The sequence below is a fragment of the Labilibaculum sp. genome (assembly GCF_041595635.1).
Lineage (GTDB): Bacteria > Bacteroidota > Bacteroidia > Bacteroidales > Marinifilaceae > Labilibaculum.
This window is the reverse complement of sequence record NZ_JBFHJW010000070.1, coordinates 1-19,739: the sequence shown is the minus strand read 5'-3', so window position 1 is coordinate 19,739 and position 19,739 is coordinate 1. Positions and strand designations below refer to the sequence as shown.

At 34.9% G+C, this 19,739-nt stretch carries 17 protein-coding genes; 16 read left to right on the top strand and 1 reads right to left on the bottom strand.

Annotated elements, in window-relative coordinates; genetic code table 11:
• Window positions 1–439: 439 nt before the first annotated feature.
• A complete protein-coding gene (locus tag ABYT26_RS15320) occupies window positions 440–1,495 on the bottom strand; it encodes an MraY family glycosyltransferase (protein ID WP_372755459.1) in 1,056 nt (351 codons plus the stop codon).
• A gap of 634 nt (window positions 1,496–2,129) precedes the next feature.
• Between ABYT26_RS15320 and ABYT26_RS15315 the strand changes: the two genes are divergently transcribed.
• The 16 genes from ABYT26_RS15315 to ABYT26_RS15240 all read left to right on the top strand — a co-directional run bounded on the left by ABYT26_RS15315 (window position 2,130) and on the right by ABYT26_RS15240 (window position 19,406).
• Window positions 2,130–4,547 carry an SLBB domain-containing protein gene (locus ABYT26_RS15315; protein ID WP_372755457.1) on the top strand — a complete coding sequence of 806 codons (2,418 nt, stop codon included), beginning with the start codon at window positions 2,130–2,132 and terminating at the stop codon, window positions 4,545–4,547.
• A gap of 151 nt (window positions 4,548–4,698) precedes the next feature.
• Window positions 4,699–4,932, top strand: coding sequence for a GIY-YIG nuclease family protein (locus tag ABYT26_RS15310; RefSeq protein ID WP_372755463.1), 234 nt, complete (start codon window positions 4,699–4,701; stop codon window positions 4,930–4,932).
• Between the two features lie 175 nt (window positions 4,933–5,107).
• Complete coding sequence (locus ABYT26_RS15305) at window positions 5,108–5,242, top strand: GxxExxY protein (protein ID WP_372755455.1); 135 nt, start codon at window positions 5,108–5,110, stop codon at window positions 5,240–5,242.
• Between the two features lie 96 nt (window positions 5,243–5,338).
• The gene (locus ABYT26_RS15300; RefSeq protein ID WP_372755453.1) at window positions 5,339–6,472 is read left to right on the top strand and encodes a Wzz/FepE/Etk N-terminal domain-containing protein; all 1,134 of its coding nucleotides are present in this window, start codon (window positions 5,339–5,341) and stop codon (window positions 6,470–6,472) included.
• Between the two features lie 267 nt (window positions 6,473–6,739).
• Complete coding sequence (locus ABYT26_RS15295) at window positions 6,740–7,036, top strand: GIY-YIG nuclease family protein (RefSeq protein ID WP_372755451.1); 297 nt, start codon at window positions 6,740–6,742, stop codon at window positions 7,034–7,036.
• 128 nt (window positions 7,037–7,164) lie between these two features.
• Window positions 7,165–8,607, top strand: coding sequence for a UDP-glucose 6-dehydrogenase (locus ABYT26_RS15290; protein WP_372755449.1), 1,443 nt, complete (start codon window positions 7,165–7,167; stop codon window positions 8,605–8,607).
• A 149-nt stretch (window positions 8,608–8,756) separates the two neighbouring features.
• The gene (locus ABYT26_RS15285; RefSeq protein WP_372755447.1) at window positions 8,757–10,019 is read left to right on the top strand and encodes an oligosaccharide flippase family protein; all 1,263 of its coding nucleotides are present in this window, start codon (window positions 8,757–8,759) and stop codon (window positions 10,017–10,019) included.
• Window positions 10,012–10,761 carry a glycosyltransferase family 2 protein gene (locus ABYT26_RS15280; protein WP_372755445.1) on the top strand — a complete coding sequence of 250 codons (750 nt, stop codon included), beginning with the start codon at window positions 10,012–10,014 and terminating at the stop codon, window positions 10,759–10,761. The genes ABYT26_RS15285 and ABYT26_RS15280 overlap by 8 nt, the downstream gene beginning before the upstream one ends.
• Entirely contained in the window at window positions 10,758–11,699 is a 942-nt protein-coding gene (locus tag ABYT26_RS15275) for a polysaccharide pyruvyl transferase family protein (protein ID WP_372755443.1), read from the top strand. The genes ABYT26_RS15280 and ABYT26_RS15275 overlap by 4 nt, the downstream gene beginning before the upstream one ends.
• A gap of 610 nt (window positions 11,700–12,309) precedes the next feature.
• Window positions 12,310–13,032 (top strand): hypothetical protein, encoded by a 723-nt coding sequence (locus tag ABYT26_RS15270; RefSeq protein WP_372755441.1) that lies wholly within the window; start codon window positions 12,310–12,312, stop codon window positions 13,030–13,032.
• Window positions 13,007–14,092 (top strand): glycosyltransferase, encoded by a 1,086-nt coding sequence (locus tag ABYT26_RS15265; protein ID WP_372755440.1) that lies wholly within the window; start codon window positions 13,007–13,009, stop codon window positions 14,090–14,092. Before ABYT26_RS15270 ends, ABYT26_RS15265 begins: the two co-directional genes overlap by 26 nt.
• A gap of 6 nt (window positions 14,093–14,098) precedes the next feature.
• On the top strand, window positions 14,099–15,184 hold the full coding sequence (locus ABYT26_RS15260; RefSeq protein WP_372755438.1) for a glycosyltransferase family 4 protein: 1,086 nt from the start codon (window positions 14,099–14,101) through the stop codon (window positions 15,182–15,184).
• Between the two features lie 5 nt (window positions 15,185–15,189).
• A complete protein-coding gene (locus tag ABYT26_RS15255) occupies window positions 15,190–15,939 on the top strand; it encodes a glycosyltransferase family 2 protein (protein ID WP_372755436.1) in 750 nt (249 codons plus the stop codon).
• Window positions 15,936–16,928 (top strand): NAD-dependent epimerase/dehydratase family protein, encoded by a 993-nt coding sequence (locus ABYT26_RS15250; RefSeq protein WP_372755434.1) that lies wholly within the window; start codon window positions 15,936–15,938, stop codon window positions 16,926–16,928. The genes ABYT26_RS15255 and ABYT26_RS15250 overlap by 4 nt, the downstream gene beginning before the upstream one ends.
• Before the next feature lie 484 nt (window positions 16,929–17,412).
• Window positions 17,413–18,573, top strand: coding sequence for a GDP-mannose 4,6-dehydratase (gene gmd / locus ABYT26_RS15245; protein ID WP_372755461.1), 1,161 nt, complete (start codon window positions 17,413–17,415; stop codon window positions 18,571–18,573).
• A gap of 452 nt (window positions 18,574–19,025) precedes the next feature.
• Window positions 19,026–19,406, top strand: a complete 381-nt coding sequence (locus ABYT26_RS15240; RefSeq protein WP_372755432.1) for a GxxExxY protein — start codon at window positions 19,026–19,028, stop codon at window positions 19,404–19,406.
• Window positions 19,407–19,739: the final 333 nt, after the last annotated feature.

Sequence of the window (19,739 nt, the reverse complement as noted above, 5' to 3'; positions counted from 1 at the left end):
CATAGCTGAAAAAGGCGTGAAGGAAAAAATCCGTTTTAAAAATGAATGATTCCTTGTCTCATTGGGAAATATATTGAAATTTTCTAAAAGAATTATAAAGGAGCTAAAGTCAAATCATTTTTCAAACATTATTTTTTGTAGTCTTTGATGCGTGATGGGTCACCGATTGTCAACGTCTTGATTCTTTTGTTTCTTTTCTCATTAAGGAGAAAATGAAAAGCCTCTCCGGCTTGAGGAGAAGGAAAAAAGCTAAGGAGAAGGAAGAAAGTTATAGAGGCTGATGATCACGCGGAAAGAAATGATTTTCGCGGATTTTTAGTTTGGTATTAGAGTGCACACTTTTCTCCAGGAAGGGAAAATGTAGTTTGAGATATTATTGAAGAGGGTACAAAAAAACGCTTCCGAATGTACGAAAGCGTTTTTGTATTTTGAGGAAGCTTTATGCTTCTTGAAAAACAGTTTTAGTATGATTTTTTCTTTTCAGAAGGTGGGTTGGTAACCACGAAAAGAAGATGCCCATGCTAATTATGATGGCTAAAAGGATTTCATTTCCTAGTCCATTCAAAAGAAAAGCGGTGGCTATAAAAAGTACATTCACAGCCATAATTCTTGCTGTAGCGGCAACATGTTTATAGCCTAGACTTAGCATACGGTGATGCACGTGATTTTTGTCTGGCTGAAAAGGTGATTTCTTGTGAATGATACGAATTAACATCACACGGATGGTGTCGAAAAGGGGAATGGCAAGTATTCCTATGGATACCGCTGGAGCAGCTTTTATGGCATATTTAAAATCTGGATAGATGTTTAATTCGTTGAATCGAATCACCAGAATAGAGATAAGTAAGCCGAGAATCATAGATCCTGTATCTCCCATAAATATTTTATTGCTTTTGCCGAAGACATTGAATCTGAAAAAGGCAAGTAAAGCACCTAGTAAGCTTGCTGATAAGACCACATATTCGTAGTTTCCAGTAATGAAGAACCATACGCCCATAGAGGTAGTGACCAACGCACTAATCCCAGAAGCTAAGCCATCAATTCCATCAATTAAATTGAAACCATTCGTTACCACAATAATTACGAAAATAGAGAAAATAACGCTTACAAAATAGTTCAATTCGTGAATACCAAGAATTCCATGGAAATTGGTGAAACGAATATCTCCCATGACAATAACAATCAGAGCTGCAAAAATTTGACCAACCAGTTTTTTTCGAGGTGAGATAATCAAAATATCATCTTTAATGCCCAAGCTGAACATGATGATGGTTGCTGCAACGATATATTTTAATTCATGAATCATGTATCCATTGCTAAAAATCAGAATGGATAAAGTAAATCCCAAAAAGATGGCAACACCACCAAGAGAGGGAACTACTGTGCTATGTGAGGATCTGAAGTTGGGTTCGTCGTAAAGTTTTTTTTCCCGAGCCAAATGGATGATTGTTGGAATTATCCGGTAGCAAACGAGCAGGGAAAAAATAAAACTCATCGTAATGTAAAAGTAGTGTGTAAATGGGTACATAGTGTGTTTAAATAGGTTTTTGGCTAAATTGGCGTGGCAAAGATACAATTAATCATTTTACTTTTGGCCTGTCAAATATGCCAAGTTAATAGAAGAGGTCATAAATTAGTGGTTTTTTTCGATGCAAAAAGAATTTTCTCCTTACGAAAGTACGGAATTATTTTTACAGGGATGAAATTTTAGACGTGTTTTTGTTTTTTTTCTTCTTTTGTTGAGTGAAAATGGGTTTTAATCATCAATAAAATGATATTTACCTATGGTTTTTCTTCTTTCTGAATTTTTAGATTGTTTTTTCCTCTTTGCCAGGTGGCTTGGGGAAGAAGAGGAATAGTCAGATTAACTTGACACATTTGGCAGGAGGTGGAATGACTAAAAAAGACTAATATTGTGGCCGCTTTGATGTAGCTTGTTGATTTTGTTACAGTAGAGAAGTAATTGAGGAAAAAATTAGGGAATTGAGGAATGGTTCCTTATTTTTGCACAGCAAAAATTTTTCTTTTGTCTTGTCAAAAAGGTGTTTTATCACTCTTTAAGTGAATATAGGTTAAAAGACAGGAGAAACACACACACGTGAAATGTTATTGAAATTATGATTGGGTCGATGAAAAAAATGTTACTGCTTGTTTTGTTTTCGTTTTTGTTTTTGGGAACGGCAAGCTCTCAAAGTTCAAATGTCAGTGCTTCCAGTGTAAATGTAGAGGCAATGAGCGATGCTCAAATTGAGAAAATTATTGCCAAAATGGATGCCAACGGTATGAGTTTGGAAGAGGCCATAAGTTTAGCACGCGCCCGAGGTGCTTCACAGACCCAGATCGATCAGATGGTAGCGAAGATTAATGCTTATAAAAGTGGTGCGAGGACTACCGCTGCTACAAATTCCGATTCGGGAGCGAATGAAGAAAGCTTGAGTGATGAGGTTCAGGTTTCTACGAAAGAAGTTGTGGATGCCAGTGCAAAAAACCGAAACACATTTGGCTATCATTTTTTTAATTCTGAAAATCTTAGTTTTGAGCCCAGTACAAGCGTGCCGGTTTCTGAGTCCTACTCCTTAGGAATAGGTGATGAGGTAAATATTGCAGTTTACGGAGCTTCCCAACAAACATATCAGCTAAGCGTTCAGAAAAGTGGTTCCATTTCCATTCCCGATTTGGGGCCTGTTTACGTATATGGTATCGCATTTGGCGAGGCTAAAGAAAAAATAAAAAACCGATTGATCTCTATTTACAATGGAATGAGTGGAGATCGCCCCAATACCTTCGTTGATATCAGCATGGGAAGTTTAAAAGGAGTGAAGGTGAATGTAATTGGAGAGGTGAATTTGCCTGGAACCTATTCCCTTCCGGCCACAGCATCAGCTTTTAATGCTTTGTATTTGGCTGGTGGACCCAATGAGAATGGATCTTTTAGAGCCATAGATGTATTGCGTGATGGCAAATTGCTCACAAGTATAGATGTGTATGTCTATTTGATTGATGGCAATACACAAAATAACATACAATTGCGCGACCAGGATGTAATATTGGTTCGTCCCTATTTAAATAGGGTAAAAATAGCTGGTGAATTCAAACGCACGGGTTTATTCGAAGCGAAAAAAGACGAAACGGTTGCTGATCTTTTGCGTTATGCAGGAGGTTTTACCGATAGAGCATATACTCATCGTTTGGAGCTGTATCGCAACAATACGAGAACTCTAAGTTTTAAGGATGTTCCCGCAGATCAATTCTCTCAGGTGCAATTTATGAATGGAGATTCCCTTGTTGCTGGTGCACTAAGTGAGCGTTTCGAGAACAGGGTCAGTATTGGAGGTGCTGTTTATCGCCCTGGCAACTACGAGTTGACTGAAAATCTAATGCTTTCCGATTTGATAAAAGAGGCTGATGGATTGAAAGAGGAAGCCTTTATGGAGCGTGGGGTGATTACCCGTAAAATGAAAGACATGAGCTTGAAAGCAATTTCTTTTTCTCTTGTTGATATGCTAAATGGTTCTTATGATATTGCCTTGCAAAAGGAGGATCGCATTCAGATTTCTTCGAAATTTGATATGCGCGAAGCACGTACGGTGGAAATTGTGGGAGAAGTTCAATTTCCGGGTACTTACGCATGGGCCGACAAGCTAAAAATTGGGGATCTAGTTTTTCAGGCGGGCGGTTTCAAGGAAAATGCTGAAGTTTCAGGAATTGAGGTGAGCCGTGTTTTAGATGAAAATGAAATTAGTAAGCTGACAAATTCATTGCTTCATACCTACCAATTTTCATTGGATAGAGATTTGAAATTCGATGCGGAAACGGAGAGCTTTGAACTGAAACCTTTCGATAAAGTTTATGTTCGCCGAGCACCTGGTTACCGTCCTCAGGGAGTGGTTAGCTTGCAGGGAGAGGTTTTGTTTGCAGGAGATTTTGGAATCTCTCGTAAAGATGAGAAAATTTCGGATATCATCAATCGAGCTGGGGGTGTGAGTCCGGAAGCTTATGTGAGAGGTGCTTCTTTACGACGAAAAATTGTTTTGAGTGAAGTGGAATATCAGGCTAAGCTTGCTTTGGTAGCTCAGGATTCAACCATGAAGAAGGAGGATGTAGATAGGGAAGAGTATCAGATTGTTGGTATCGACTTGGCAGATATCTTAGCTCATCCCGGACAAGGAGGAGATTTGGAAGTGCATGCCGGCGATCAGATTTTTGTTCCTTCCAAAATGGAAACGGTAATGGTGTCGGGAGCTGTTTTGAGTCCTGTTGCCCATACATACACCACAAAGAAAAAATTGAAAGAATACATCTTCAATAGTGGAGGCTTTGCACAATCGGCAAAAAAAGGAAAAGTATACGTTTTGTATGCCAATGGAACCACAGAGGCTACCAAGTCAGGTTTATTCGCTCGTCACTACCCTAAAGTAGAGCCAGGTTGTGAAATTATTGTTCCGAAAAAACCAGAGGTCGACAAGGCAGCCAATGCTAGTAAATGGTTGGCCATCGCGTCTACCTTTGCGGCGCTTATTACAGCCATTGCAGTTGCTGTGAATTAAAAGTGAAAGATTACGCGGATGTCATCCAGAATGATCGTAAATGTTGATGTTGTCATGCTGAAACAAGTTCAGCATGACGAAAAGACAAAGAGTAAAACAATGAAAGGTGGATCTATATATCATGTCGAATAAGAATCGAACGACATGATATATTGGTGTAACCTCTGATTTAAATAAAAGAATGGCTGAACATTCAGAAGGAGTAGGTGCAAAGTTTACAAGTAAATATAATTTGATCGATTTGGTTTATTTTGAAGAGTTTGATAATGTAAATGATGCAATATTAAGAGAAAAGCAACTAAAGAACTGGAAGAGAGAATGGAAAATGAATTTGATAAAGATGCTAAATCCAGAGCTTCAAGATTTAAAATTAGATTTTAGATGAGCTTGACGAAGGATCCCCTTCAAAAGAGAAGAGACGAAAGTGAACAGATCCTTCACTGCGTTCTTCCGTTCAGGATGACCGCAATAGTTGATATTGTCATTCCGAGCTTGTCGAGGGATTTCAATAATAAAGAGAGTCATTCTGAACTTGTTTCAGGATCTCAGGATAAATACAGATGCTGAAACAAGTTCAGCATGACGTATCAATGAATTATTTAAAAGCAACGAACTATCAACTAGGATTGTTAATCAATTTTGGAGAGAAGTCGTTGAGATATAAAAGATTTGTCGATACCGATAGAAAAGAATAAGTAATTTCTTAGGCCAATTAAGATAAAAGAACTTGCATTCGCAAAATTCGCCTTAATTCGCGTAATAAACGTCTACCGTAATTATTAATAGATAGTATGCAAGAAAACAATAAAAACATATCTCCTCAAACCGACGACGAGATCGATCTAATTCAACTCGCCAAAACCTTATGGAATGGCCGCCGCACAGTGATCAAGACTACTTTGATTTTTATGGCTTTGGGTTTGTTTATTGCCCTGTTTTCTGCTAAGGAGTACACAGCCACTACTACTATGGTGCCACAATCCTCAGATGGTTCATCCAGCATGGGAGGCAGTTTGAGTGGACTGGCAGCTATGGCAGGAATCAATTTGGGTGGTTCTACAGGTTCGGATATTCCTCCTACCCTTTACCCAAAAGTTTTGAGCAGTATTCCTTTCCAAAAGGAGTTAATGCAAACTTCTCTTACCATTGAAGGACAAGAGAAACAAATCACATTTGCTGATTACTATTTGGAAGTGAAAAAACCAGGTTTGTTGGGGTACATCAAAAAATACAGCATCGGTCTCCCGGGGCTTCTCATCAAGGCCATCAAAGGCGAGCCTGACAAGACTGACAGTCAGGAATTGGAGGATGGAGGCCTTCTCTCCATCAGCGAAGATGAAAAGCAACTCATCGAGATTTTGAATGCTCAGCTCTCCATAGAGGTAAACGACAAAGACGGCTATGTTTCCCTATCGGCACGTATGCCCGAGGCGCGTGCGGCAGCTCAGCTGGCTAAAAAAGCGCAGGAGCTCTTGCAGGAGGCCATAACCAATTTTAAAATTAAAAAAGCTCAGGAACAATTGGCCTTTGTCGAGGGGCGTTATGCCGAGAATGAGATCATTTATAATGCGGCTCAGGACAAACTAGCACGCTTTCGCGATCAGAATAAGAACATGAGCTCGGCGGTGGCACAAACACAATTGGAGCGCTTGCAATCGGATTTTAGTATGGCTTCTTCCGTTTACACCGAATTGGCCAAGCAACTGGAGACCCAAAAAATACAGGTAAAAGAAGATACTCCGGTGTTTACCATCATCGAACCTGTTTCGGTACCCATCGAAAAATCAAAACCCAAACGACCCATGATTTTAATTATCTGGACCTTTTTAGGGGGAATCGTAGGCGTGGGAATGGTCTTCGGGAAGGAGTTCCTGGCTTCCATAAAAGAGCAGTGGAATACTAAGAGTGAAAAGGAAGATATATAAATGAATTAAATTACGCGAATGAAAGCTAATTACGCGAATGGGAGATTTGCTATATAAAGGAAGAGATGCTGAAACGAGTTCAGCATGACGTAAAATTGACGCAGTCATCCTGAGCTTGTCGAAGGATCTCAAGGATAGGAGGGCAGAGCTGTAAAGTGACAGATTCTTCACTGCGTTCCTCCGTTCAGGATGACAGCCTTAAATTAGTTTGCACGTCATCCTGAGGAACGAAGGATCTCAAGTAAAAGAGCATAGTTTAAAGAGAAAATGAAAACATATTACGTTTACATATTAACAAATAAAAATAAAACGGTTTTGTATGTAGGTGTTACAAATAATTTAAAAAGAAGAATAAGTGAGCATGTAAATCATATTGACCATATCAATGCTTTCACAAAACGTTATAATTGTAATCATTTAGTTTATTTTGAGGAACATGATGATGTGAACCTGGCAATTGAAAGAGAGAAGAGGATAAAAGGATGGAGGCGAGAGAGGAAAAATGATTTAATCACAGAATTAAATCCAGAATGGAAGTTTTTAGAGGCTGATTTCTTTGTTTGAACAGATCCTTCACTACGTTCCTCCGTTCAGGATGACAGCTCTTAATCCGTGTAATTCGTAATAATTCGCGTAATCTCTTATTTAAAGAACTAAAGTTGAAATACGGAAATATATTATATCAATAAGAAATGAATACTAAAAAGATAACAAACATTTGCTGCATAGGTGCAGGTTACGTAGGTGGCCCAACCATGGCCATGATAGCTCAAAAATGCCCACACATAAAGGTGACAGTAGTGGATTTGAATGCGCAACGCATTGCCGATTGGAACGATGCCGATTTAGATAAATTGCCAATTTACGAACCAGGTTTGGCCGAAGTGGTGGCCGAAGCAAGAAATCGAAATCTCTTTTTTTCTACAGAGGTAGACAAAGCCATCGCTGAGGCACAAATGATTTTCATATCGGTGAACACACCAACCAAAACCTACGGAGTAGGAAAGGGAAAGGCTGCCGACTTGAAATACATAGAATTGTGTGCCCGACAAATTGCTCAGGTAGCCAAGGATGATAAGATCATTGTAGAGAAGTCTACTTTGCCAGTTCGTACTGCCGAGGCATTGAGTACCATTTTAAACGCTACTGGAAATGGAGTGAAATTCGATATTCTTTCGAGTCCTGAATTTTTAGCAGAAGGAACAGCTGTTAGCGATTTGCAGGTGCCAGACCGAGTGTTAATTGGTGGAAAAGATACAGAGCGAGGACATGCAGCCATGCAAGCCCTGGTCGATGTGTATGCCAATTGGGTGCCTCGTGAAAATATTCTGTGTACTCGCGTTTGGTCTTCCGAATTGTCCAAATTGACCGCCAATGCATTTTTGGCACAGCGGGTTTCTTCCATCAATGCAATTTCTGCCTTGTGTGAAAAAACGGGTGCTGATGTGGATGAGATTTCCAAAGCCATTGGTGCCGATTCTCGTATCGGTTCTAAATTTCTAAAATCATCGGTAGGTTTTGGAGGTTCCTGCTTTCAAAAAGACATTCTCAACCTGGTTTACCTTTGTTATCACTTTAACCTACCCGAAGTAGCAGCCTACTGGCAGCAGGTGGTCGACATGAACGATTATCAGAAGCACCGTTTTGCCAAGAACATCATCGAGAGCCTGTTCAACACGGTTTCGGGCAAGAAAATTGCTTTCTTAGGCTGGGCCTTTAAAAAGGACACCAACGATACCCGCGAAACGGCTGCCTTATACGTGGCAGATGAGCTGCTACAGGATAGAGCTGAAATTCATGTTTACGACCCTAAGGTGACAGAGGAGCAAATCTTTGCCGACCTGGAATACTTGCAAACCCACCGTGTGGGAAACTATGTGGAGCAGGGGGAAAGTATGTCCATGGAGGAGATTCGTTCCTTAGTGACCGTACATTCTAATCCTTACAGCGCCATGCAAGCGGCTCACGCTACAGCTATCCTAACGGAATGGGACGAATTCAAAAGCTACGATTGGAAGAGAATTTATACCGACATGTTGAAGCCTGCTTTTGTTTTCGATGGTCGTAATATTGTGGACAAAGCACAATTAGAAGGGATTGGCTTTGAGGTGTATAATGTTGGGAAAGGGAAATGAAAATGTCAGAAAGGATAGTAGTACAATTTAATTATTGGAAGTGTAAAATAAATTTTGTTTCTATAGGAATTTATACTAAAACATAGGTCGTATTGTAAGTGATTTAGTTTATACTTTCACAAATAGTGTGTTGTTAATTCATCAATAGTATGTCAATAATTACATCTTTAAAAAATAGAGTGTTGAGGAATCGGATGTTATTGAGTAATTTCTCTTATATTTCTATTTTTCAGATGCTTAACATTATTATTCCATTAATAATTTATCCATATCTAATAAGGGTTGTTGGAAAAGGATTATACGGAGAAATTGTTATTGCACAATCTATAATGTTCTACTTTACCATTATTATTAATTATGGTTTCAATGTCTCAGCAACTAAGTCTATAAGTGAATATAGAGGGAATTGGAAGTTGAAAAATGAAATAGTGAATTCTGTTTATGCTATAAAATTAGGACTATTTTTGTTTTCATTTGCTATAATTACAATTATAACTTTGATTCGATTTGAATTTATAATACCACATAAAATATTAATTATATTAACAGCACATTTATGTTTGTTTGAATTCATTTTTCCTCTATGGTACTTTCAAGGCATAGAGAAGATGAAATATGTAACAATTATTAATATGCTTAGTAAGGTTTCTATTATTCCCCTATTTTTTCTTTTTGTGAAATCGTCTGAAAAATATTACTTAGTTCCATTGATAAATGGGATTGGTAGTATAATTACAGTTCTGGCGGTCATGTATGTTATGATTCGGCTGGAAGGAATACGTTTTTCGTACAAATATGCAAAAAAGATTGGCTATTGTTTGAAAAAGGGAACACCAATATTTTACACAAGATTAATTGCAGTATTTAAAGATAGATCAAATATTTTACTCATAGGTGTATTTTTAAAACCTTCTGATGCAGCGATTTATGATTTGGCATTTAAAATAGTAAACTTAGTCTTAAATATATTTTATAATTTTTCAAATGTGCTTTTCCCTAATATTTCTGCTAATAAAGATTTCACTAAATATAGGAAGATTATAATGTATACTTGTTTTATTAGTTTTATTATCATGTTGTTGCTATTTATATTTTCGCCATTAGCAGTAAAGTTATTGGGAGGAATAGAAATGGTGGAGGCTGTAGTTGTATTAAGAATATTATCAGTCATGATTATATTTTCTACATTTAGTTCCCTATTAGGGATACCTCTTCTTATTAAAAACCAAATAAAGACTTATTTAAGAAATTCAATTTATACTACATCTTTTTATTTTTTGTTAGTTATTGTAGCGTTGATATTTCTTAACGTTGATATCTTGGTCATATCCTGTTTTTTGCCATTAACAATTGCATTTGAGGCGGCACATAGATATTTTTATTATAGAAAATTAAATCTTGAAAATGGATAGAATTAATATTACAATAGTAACTGTTTGTTACAATAGTGAAGATACAATAAAGGACACCCTAGAGAGTGTATTAAAACAATCTTATTTGCCTTGCGAATATATTATTGTAGATGGTAAGTCAACAGATCGGACATTAAGTATATTGGAGGAGTATATAATTCAATTTGAAGCAAAAGGAATAAAGTTTAAAATAGTTTCGGAATCCGACAATGGTATTTATGATGCTATGAACAAAGGAGTGAGGCTAGCTTCTGGAGATGTAGTAGGGATTTTGAATTCTGATGATTGGTATGATTTTAATGCCTTAAAAATTATTAATGATAATTATGAAAATAATAAATTACAAATTTATTATGGATCCATAAGAATTTGGAAAAAAGGTAAAGAATATATGACACGTCAACATCATCATAATTATCTAGAGGAGAATGTTATTCAACATCCCACATGTTTTGTTCCTAAATATATATATGATAAGTATGGAGTTTATGATGAAAAATTAAAGATAGTAGCTGATTATGAATTTTTAAATAGATTAAAAATTTTAGGGGTTCAATTTAAATCTATAGATAAAATAATTACAAATTTTAGATTTGGGGGGGCAAGTGATAAATGGATGCTTAAGGGTGCATTAGAAAAAAACTATGTGAAATATAAATTTAATTTTATTACCTATAAAAGGTATAATTTCGAAAAAGCTAAGATACAATTAGCTTATTATTTAAAAAAAATATTTTTATGAAATTTGGACTTTTAACATATAGAAAAGAAGAGAAAAATATTGGTGACTATATTCAAAGTATTGCGGCTAAAAGGTACCTACCTACTGTTGATAAGTATATTAGTCGTGAAGGGTTAAAATTATATAACGATGAAAATATAGCTGTAATATTAAATGGTTGGTTTTTGCATGATCCAAAACAGTGGCCTCCTTCAGAAAAAATAACACCTTTTTTTACCTCTCTTCATATTACGCCTCCTGCTTATAATAGTTTTTTAAGTGAATCCTCGATTGCTTACATGAAAAAGTTTGAGCCAATCGGTTGTCGAGATTTGGTTACGTTGAATCTATTGAAAAATAAAGGAGTAGAAGCTTTTTTTTCGGGATGTTTAACATTAACATTAAATAAAGAAGATTTTCATTCAGGTAAAAAGCATGATGTGATATTAAATGATATTTTGTTTAATTGGAAAGTGTCATTCTTACTAAAATCTGAAGCTAGTTGGTTTAGAAAGTTATTATTCTTACCATTTTATTTGTTGCGCAGTTTATATAGAAAATACCTTATTTTAAAAATTATACCAAAAGATATAAGAAAAAGGTCTGAGAATGCAACAAATGAGTTGAAATCGTACCAACAGTCTGATGTGCAAAAGTTTCAAATTGCAGAAGAAATGTTGGAGAAGATTGCAAATTCAAATCTAGTAATTACATCTAGAATACATGTAGCATTGCCTTGTTTAGCTTTTGGAACACCTGTTGTTTTTATTAATAATAATTTAAATGGTGAAAGATTTAAAGGTATTGTCGATTTATTTAATTGTGTTGATATTAAAGAGTATAAGCGCAGTAATATTGATTGGAATAACGTGATAAATAAAAAAACATACCAAGATTTGCGAACTAAATTGATAAGTAGATGTACTGATTTTATATCTAATTTGGATGATGATAACTAATGTAGAGTTTTATTTACTGCTAAATGTTAGCTATGTATTATTGATACTGAGCGTTATGTGGCGCTCAGTAAAGTATGTTGGATTTAATAAAACAAAAGATAATTTTTTATTAATATTTTTTATTCTAATATTCATTACTCCATTTTCTCATTCTATTATTCCATTAAGAGATATAGAGAATGGGGTCTTTAATTTGTTTCCCATAAAGTTGTTCTTTTATTGGAAGTTTCTATCATTGTCGATATTTGATTTAATGTTATTGTTCTTGGTTCTTCTTAATACGAATGACTTAGTTCGGTTATGTAAGAAAAAAATAGTAATTCCATTGATAATTATTTCTTTGTTTGATGTGTTTAGTAACGTTATGTCAATAACTTACGACCCTTCACTCTTAGATAAATACTTTAGGAGTTTTAACTCTGTTAGAGCAATTTTGACTGTTTTGATCTTGACTATTTTTATGAATAGGTTAATCTTCAAAATTGGATTTGTTAAAATGGTTAGATTCTTTTTTGTTTTGTTTACGATTTATACTATTTGGACATTAGTTTTAATGATTGTTGTACCCTCCAATTTGACATTTGTAAAATATGGTTTGAAATTTCTGTTATTGGATCAAACTGACACTTCTTTATTTTTATTTTTTCTACCGTTATACGTTGTCTTTTCTAAATTTAAGTTATTTGGTTGGTTGAATTATGCACGTACGATACTAAGTGGTTTGAAAACGAATATTTTATTCCTTTTTTTATTTTTTGGTTTAGTTGTGAATTATAATTTAAAAAGATCCTATTATATAACAGTTTTGTTTGTTGCTGTGACGGTATCGGTTACATTGTTTATAGGAATTAGGGAGAGTGATGTTTCAATTTATACGAGGACTTTTCAAGCAGAACAATTAATTAAATACTATTGGAAGGAAAACCCTGTTTTCTTTTTGACAGGTATAGGTTCTTCTAAAAGTTATAAATTTTATGATAATCCTAAATATTATGATTCTGGAGCTTATATTCGAGGTGAAGATAATGTTAATGGTAACTATAAATTAGGTTTTCAATATCCATTTTTAATAAGTTTTAAAAATACTGGAATTTTAGGAACATTTTTATTGTTTTATTGGGGAGTAATATTCTTCAATAGCACAATAAGGAGCACATCGTACCAAAATTATAAATGTTTTAGAAAATATTATACTATTTCTGTACCATTTTGTTTCGCTTTTATATTGTTTAGTTATCCAGGAGTTGGGTATAAGCAGTTTTTTTTAGTAGCACTTCTTTTCACTTTGCTTTTAAATAACAATACTTATGAAAAAAATATTGATATTATCTGATACACCAATTGTTCGAGGAGCAGAATTGGTATTGTTAGATTACCTGAATAAAACTAAGAATAGAGAATTTATTTGCATATCCATGAATAGGAATCCAATGTTGGATGATTTTCTAAAACAAACCAATGTGAGACATGTATATAGAAATAGATATCAATTAAAGTGTACTGGTTTGTTTAAAATTTTTAAACCAATTTTATTGTTTTTAGCTGTTATTAAAATTACTCGAATAATTAGAGCCGAAAAGATAAATACTGTTATTGCAAATACTTCGATGGATTCTATTTATGGATTAGTATTGAAATTAATTTATCCTAAATTAAAGTTTATCGCTATGTTTCATGATATGATTACTCTTAGGAGGTTGAATAAATTATTTTTTTATTTATTAAATTTTTGTGCTGATTCTTATGTTGTTGTTTCAGGTGCAGTTAAGAATAGGTTGTTACAGCTCGGTGCTAGTTTAGAAAAAATTAAATTAATATATAACGGGTTGGAAATTCAAGAAATAGAGCCTAAGAAGAAATATTTAAATTTAAGATTAATTTTTGTTGGCAGTATTGAGGATAGAAAAAATCCATTGGAATTTTTATCTTTTATCAAAGAAATAGATAGAAATAATATTAATTATCAGGCAACGATTGTATATAATGATGCTGATAATGATTTGTTTAATGAGTTTAAGATACAGGCTAAGGGATATAATGTTGAATATTTTTATAATGCAAGCAGAAAGGTGATATTTAATAAAATGAGAGAAGCTACGTTTCTTGTATTAACAAGTATTGCAGATCCTCTTCCTACAGTTATTTTAGAAAGTCAAAATGTAGGAACACCGTGTATTGCTAAAAATATAGATGGTGTACCCGAAATGATAACTGATGGTGTTAATGGGTTTCTTTATGATGAAAAGTTTCAATTATTAAACCTTGTTGAAAGTTTGAAAACCTTGACAAATAACTCTTATGAGGAATTGTCAAAAAATTCTATTAATAATATTAAAAATAATTTCTCTATTGATAATAAAGTGAAATCTTTAGATGTTTTATTTTTTAATTGATGATCTATGAATATAATATACGATAATATAATATATAGTTTGCAGAAAGCCGGAGGTATATCTGTTTTTTGGAGTGAGATAGTTGCACGATTACTTAAAGAACAGAATATTAATTTAACCTTTGTGGAATCTAATATTGATAACATATTTCGATCTGGTTTAGATATTCCTTCTAGTAGTATAATTAAGAATGAGAAAGTTGTTCCTCTCGCTATCGATAGATATCTTGATGTGAAAGGATTAAAAGGAAGAGGCATTTTCCATTCTTCATATTATCGACTCTCGAATTCTAAAGATCTAATTAATGTAACAACTGTTCATGATTTTACCTATGAACATTTCCGAACAGGAGTAGCTAGTAATATTCACTCTTTTCAAAAAAATCGTGCAATAAGACATTCTGAAGGTATTATTTGTGTTTCGGAAAATACCAAAGAAGATCTTTTGCATTTTAATCCAAAAGTAGATGAATCTAAAATTAAAGTAATTTATAATGGCGTAAGTTCTGAATTCTTTAGTATCGCTAAATCTAAGAGTGAATTACTTAAGGAGCTTGTACCATTCGAAACTGGATCATATGTTATTTATGTAGGGGATAGGAAAAGTTTGTATAAGAATTTTGGTCTTACAGTTTCTGCTTGTATAAAAGTGAACCTACCCTTGGTTGTTGTAGGCGGAGGTGCTTTTACCAAAAAGGAGTTGTTGTTGTTAAATGAATCATTAGGTGCAAATAATTTTATTCATACAGGTAGTGTTTCTAATCAAGAATTAAATATTCTATACAATAATGCTTTTTGTTTGCTGTATCCTTCATCTTATGAGGGATTTGGAATTCCGATCTTAGAGGCACAAAAGTCACATTGTCCTGTTATTGCAACCAATCTTTCGTCGATTCCTGAAGTGGCGGCAGAAAGTGCTTTGTTAGTTGATAAACCTGATTTGAATGTAATTTGTGAGAGACTCTTTGAATTAAAAAACAGATCAGATTTGAGAGAGTTAATTATTAAGAAGGGGCAGATTAATGCCGCTAGATTTTCTTGGGATAAATGTTATGAGGAAACTTTAAAGTTTTACAAAGAATTATATTTTTAATAATCATGGAGGTTACAATAATTACTGCGACATATAATAGCGAACGTTATATTGTAGATTGTGTTGAGTCTATCAATAATCAAGAATATCCAAATATTACTCAGGTTATTATTGATGGAGTGTCGACAGATAAAACCCTAGAGTTAGCTAAGAATATTCCCAACAGGATAACAAGTATTATTTCAGAAAAAGATAAAGGGATCTACGATGCCATGAATAAAGGTATTCATAATGCAAATGGATCGATTGTTGGTATTTTAAATTCAGATGATTTTTATGCTTCACAAGATGTAATTGCTAAAGTGGTTTCACTTTTTGAGAAAACTGGCTGTGATGCAGTATATGGCAATCTTGATTTTGTGGATGCAGAAAAAACAGATAAGGTAATTCGTCATTGGAATAGCAAAGCTTATAAAACAGGAGGTTTTCAAAAAGGCTGGCATCCTCCACATCCAACTTTTTTTGTAAAAAAAGAGATTTATGAAAAGTATGGAGTTTTCAATACCTCCTTAAATGTATCGGCGGATTTTGAGCTAATGTTACGATTTATTGAAAAGCATCGTATTCACGTTGAATATCTAGATGAAACATTGGTGAAAATGAGATATGGAGGGGAAAGCACAGGATCTTTGTCTAAAATAATTGAAGGGAATAGAAATGTGATGAAAGCATTTAAAATAAATGGGATTTCTGTATCACCATTTTATCCAATTGTCCGCTTGCTTCCTAAGATAAAACAATTTATTAAAAGATGAAAAATATTACATTAATAGGAGCTTCCGGCTTCGTTGGAACCCGCCTAACAGGTTTAATTAAAAAAGAATTTGATTTAAAGATTTTTGACAAGCAGCAAAGTAAATTTCATCCAGAGCTTGTAAAGATCGGGGATGTGCGGAATCAGGAAGATTTGGATAGTGAATTACAAGGGCAAGATACCGTTGTTCTTCTTGCTGCAGAACATCGGGATGATGTTTCGCCCACTTCTTTGTATTACGATGTGAATGTGCAGGGAGCCAGGAATGTTTTGGAAGCCATGGACAAAAATGGTGTGAAAAATATCATCTTCACCTCTTCGGTTGCTGTTTATGGTTTGAACAAGAAAAATCCGAATGAGGAACATCCTGCAGATCCGTTTAATCATTATGGTAAAAGTAAGTGGCAGGCAGAAGAAGTTTTAAGAGAATGGCATCAGAAAGATCCGGAAAACAGATCCTTAACCATTCTTCGTCCAACTGTTATTTTTGGGGAAAGAAACAGAGGAAATGTTTTCAATTTATTAAAACAGATTGCCTCTGGCAAGTTTTTGATGGTTGGTAAAGGAGAAAACAAGAAATCCATGGCCTATGTAGGAAATGTGGTGGCCTTTATCAAATATCAATTGGAGAATACCAAAGCCGGTTATCAGGTATTTAATTACATTGACAAACCAGATTTTAATATGAACGAGTTGGTGGGGCAGGTTGAAAAGAGTCTTTCGAAGCACATTCCATCTACCCATTTCCCTTATTGGATGGGCATGTTAGGCGGTTACTGTTTTGATGTATTATCTTTTGTGACTCGTAAAAAGTTCTCGGTAAGTTCGGTGCGTGTGAAGAAATTTTGCGCAACCACTCAGTTTGACGCAAGTAAAAAGCTAAACTGTGGTTTTAAAGCTCCCTATACTCTAGCCGAGGGTCTTCATAATACATTGCATTACGAGTTTATCAATACTGATAAGGACGATGTCACTTTTGTGAGTGAATAGAAATAGCAATTCAAATTACGAAAGAAATTATTCTACCAAAAACTTTGGGAAGAGTTTTACCAGTTTGTAACAAACCCATGACTGCTTTGGCTATCTCGTTTCAATATAAACCGAAAGAATTCAAGCTCTTTTGGTTTTTTTATCCATTCAACTGAAATTGAAAGGGAATGTGCATTTTACCAATTAGGCAGAGTATTTTTACTCGCTGATTAATTTTCAGGATAGGCTTCAAACTGCAAGGTCGAGAGGGAAGAGGAAGGAGAAAATTCCTGGGGCAGAAAGAGAATAAAAATCAAGAGAGCTTGAAATAAGTTTAGGATGACATCCTGAAAAGATTTTGATTGCTTTGAAACTTGCACACTGTTAAATTTGTTCCTAAGTTTGGAATTCTTTTTGAGGAATGCCCGAAAATGGCAGACCAATGAAAAAAAAGGCAGAAATAGCCAATGAAAGAACACTACTATACGAATTGAAAAAGAAAAAAATGACACAAAAAGTTGCCTTAATCACCGGAGTAACCGGACAGGATGGAGCCTATTTGGCGGAGTATTTATTAAAAAAAGGATACATCGTACATGGAATGAAGCGTCGTTCTTCACTATTCAATACCGATCGTATCGATCACATTTATCAGGATCCACATGTAGAAGATCGTAATTTTATTTTGCACTATGGGGACTTGACCGATTCAATGAACATCACCCGCATTATTCAGGAAGTTCAACCCGATGAAATTTACAATTTAGCTGCTATGTCTCATGTGGCAGTCAGTTTCGAGACACCCGAGTATGTTGGTAATGCCGACGGATTGGGAACCCTTCGTATTTTAGAAGCAGTTCGTTTGTTGGGCTTAACGGAAAAAACCCGTATCTATCAGGCATCAACCTCCGAGTTATACGGATTGGTACAGGAAGTTCCACAAAAGGAAACTACACCTTTCTATCCACGTTCTCCCTATGCTGTGGCTAAAATGTATGCCTACTGGATTACCGTGAACTATCGTGAGGCCTATAAAATGCACGCTTCAAACGGTATTTTATTCAATCACGAGTCACCCATTCGCGGGGAAACTTTTGTAACCCGTAAGGTAACCCGAGCCATGAGTCGCATTGCTTTGGGCATGCAGGAGCAAACCTATATGGGGAACCTAAGCTCAAAACGGGATTGGGGACATGCCAAAGATTACATCCGCGCCATGCATGCTATTCTGCAACAGGATGAGCCATCGGATTATGTAATTGCAACGGGAATTACTACCAGCATACGCGATTTTATTTTACTGGCAGGAAAAGAAGTTGGTCTGAGTATCGAATTCCGCGGGGAAGGAGTCGAGGAGAAAGGACATCTTGTAGCTGTTGATGAGAAAATCTTCAAAGAGCGAGTTGGGGAGCAATATTTGACCGACATCGTCGAAAAATCAAAAAATCAAAAAGTCATTGTAGGAGTAGATCCTCAATATTTCCGTCCTACCGAGGTGGATTTGCTAATTGGTGATCCAACAAAATCGAATACCGTATTGGGATGGAAACCAGAATACGATCTGGCGGGTCTTGTGGAAGACATGATGCGATCAGATATCAAACTGTTCAAGAAGGATGCCTACCTGAAAGAGGGTGGCTATCAGGTGATGAATTATTTTGAGTAAAAGGATCCACAAATTTCTCAAATGTTGCACAAATGGGCACAAAAGAGAAATTACGGATAAAAGGATTTTCAAATGATTCACAAATAAAGAAAATTAAAAGGATCCACAAATTTCTCAAATGTTACACAAATGGGCACAAAAGAGAAATTACGGATAAAAGGATTTTCAAATGATTCACAAATAAAGAAAATTAAAAGGATCCACAAATTTCTTAAATGTTGCACAAATGGGCACAAAAGAGAAATTACGAATAAAAGGATTTTCAAATGATTCACAAATAAAGAAAATTAAAAGGATCCACAAATTTCTCAAATGTTACACAAATGGGCACAAAAGAGAAATTACGAATAAAAGGATTTTCAAATGATTCACAAATAAAAAAGACATAGATGTTAAGTCATTTGTGAAGGTTTGAGTTTGATTTGCGTGCATTTGTGGATAAATTAAAAGATATGAATGCAACAGAATTTCCATATAAAGATGAATGTTATCAAATTATTGGTGCTGCAATGGAGGTTCATTCCGAATTAGGTTGTGGTTTCTTAGAGGCTGTGTATCAGGAGGCACTTGCTATTGTTCTAGACGAAGAACTGATTCCTTTTCAGAAAGAGAAGGTTTTAGATCTGTTATTTAGAGGGCAAGTGCTAAATAAAAAGTATGTTGCAGATTTTCTTTGTTTTGATGAAGTAATTGTAGAGTTGAAGGCCACTGATTCGATACATTCGGAACATATTGCTCAGGTTTTAAATTATTTGAAAGCAACAGGTAAGAAAATTGGTTTACTGATTAATTTCGGAACAACAAGACTACAATACAAAAGAGTTATTCTCTAATCATTTGAGAGTATTTGTGTCTTTTAAAATGAATAATTTATTTGTGTGAATCTGTGGGAGAAGCGACATTTGTGTATTATTTGAGAGTCATTTGTGTGGATTTGTGGATAAAAGGAATCATTTGATTTGTGTATTATTTGAGTGTTGTTTGATATTTAATAGTGATTTGTGTGAATCTGTGGGAGAAGCGACATTTGTGTATTATTTGAGAGTCATTTGTGTGGATTTGTGGATAAAAGGAATCATTTGATTTGTGTATTATTTGAGTGTTGTTTGATATTTTATAGTGATTTGCGTGAATTTGTGGGAGAAGCGACATTTGTGTATTATTTG

Bases quoted from the DNA above. Each gene is read 5' to 3' on its own strand.
- ABYT26_RS15320 (WP_372755459.1), bottom strand. From the start codon at position 1,495: ATGAGTTTTATTTTTTCCCTGCTCGTTTGCTACCGGATAATTCCAACA.
- ABYT26_RS15315 (WP_372755457.1), top strand. From the start codon at position 2,130: ATGAAAAAAATGTTACTGCTTGTTTTGTTTTCGTTTTTGTTTTTGGGA.
- ABYT26_RS15305 (WP_372755455.1), top strand. From the start codon at position 5,108: ATGCTGAAACAAGTTCAGCATGACGTATCAATGAATTATTTAAAAGCA.
- ABYT26_RS15300 (WP_372755453.1), top strand. From the start codon at position 5,339: ATGCAAGAAAACAATAAAAACATATCTCCTCAAACCGACGACGAGATC.
- ABYT26_RS15295 (WP_372755451.1), top strand. From the start codon at position 6,740: ATGAAAACATATTACGTTTACATATTAACAAATAAAAATAAAACGGTT.
- ABYT26_RS15290 (WP_372755449.1), top strand. From the start codon at position 7,165: ATGAATACTAAAAAGATAACAAACATTTGCTGCATAGGTGCAGGTTAC.
- ABYT26_RS15285 (WP_372755447.1), top strand. From the start codon at position 8,757: ATGTCAATAATTACATCTTTAAAAAATAGAGTGTTGAGGAATCGGATG.
- ABYT26_RS15280 (WP_372755445.1), top strand. From the start codon at position 10,012: ATGGATAGAATTAATATTACAATAGTAACTGTTTGTTACAATAGTGAA.
- ABYT26_RS15275 (WP_372755443.1), top strand. From the start codon at position 10,758: ATGAAATTTGGACTTTTAACATATAGAAAAGAAGAGAAAAATATTGGT.
- ABYT26_RS15265 (WP_372755440.1), top strand. From the start codon at position 13,007: ATGAAAAAAATATTGATATTATCTGATACACCAATTGTTCGAGGAGCA.
- ABYT26_RS15260 (WP_372755438.1), top strand. From the start codon at position 14,099: ATGAATATAATATACGATAATATAATATATAGTTTGCAGAAAGCCGGA.
- ABYT26_RS15255 (WP_372755436.1), top strand. From the start codon at position 15,190: ATGGAGGTTACAATAATTACTGCGACATATAATAGCGAACGTTATATT.
- ABYT26_RS15250 (WP_372755434.1), top strand. From the start codon at position 15,936: ATGAAAAATATTACATTAATAGGAGCTTCCGGCTTCGTTGGAACCCGC.
- gmd (WP_372755461.1), top strand. From the start codon at position 17,413: ATGACACAAAAAGTTGCCTTAATCACCGGAGTAACCGGACAGGATGGA.
- ABYT26_RS15240 (WP_372755432.1), top strand. From the start codon at position 19,026: ATGAATGCAACAGAATTTCCATATAAAGATGAATGTTATCAAATTATT.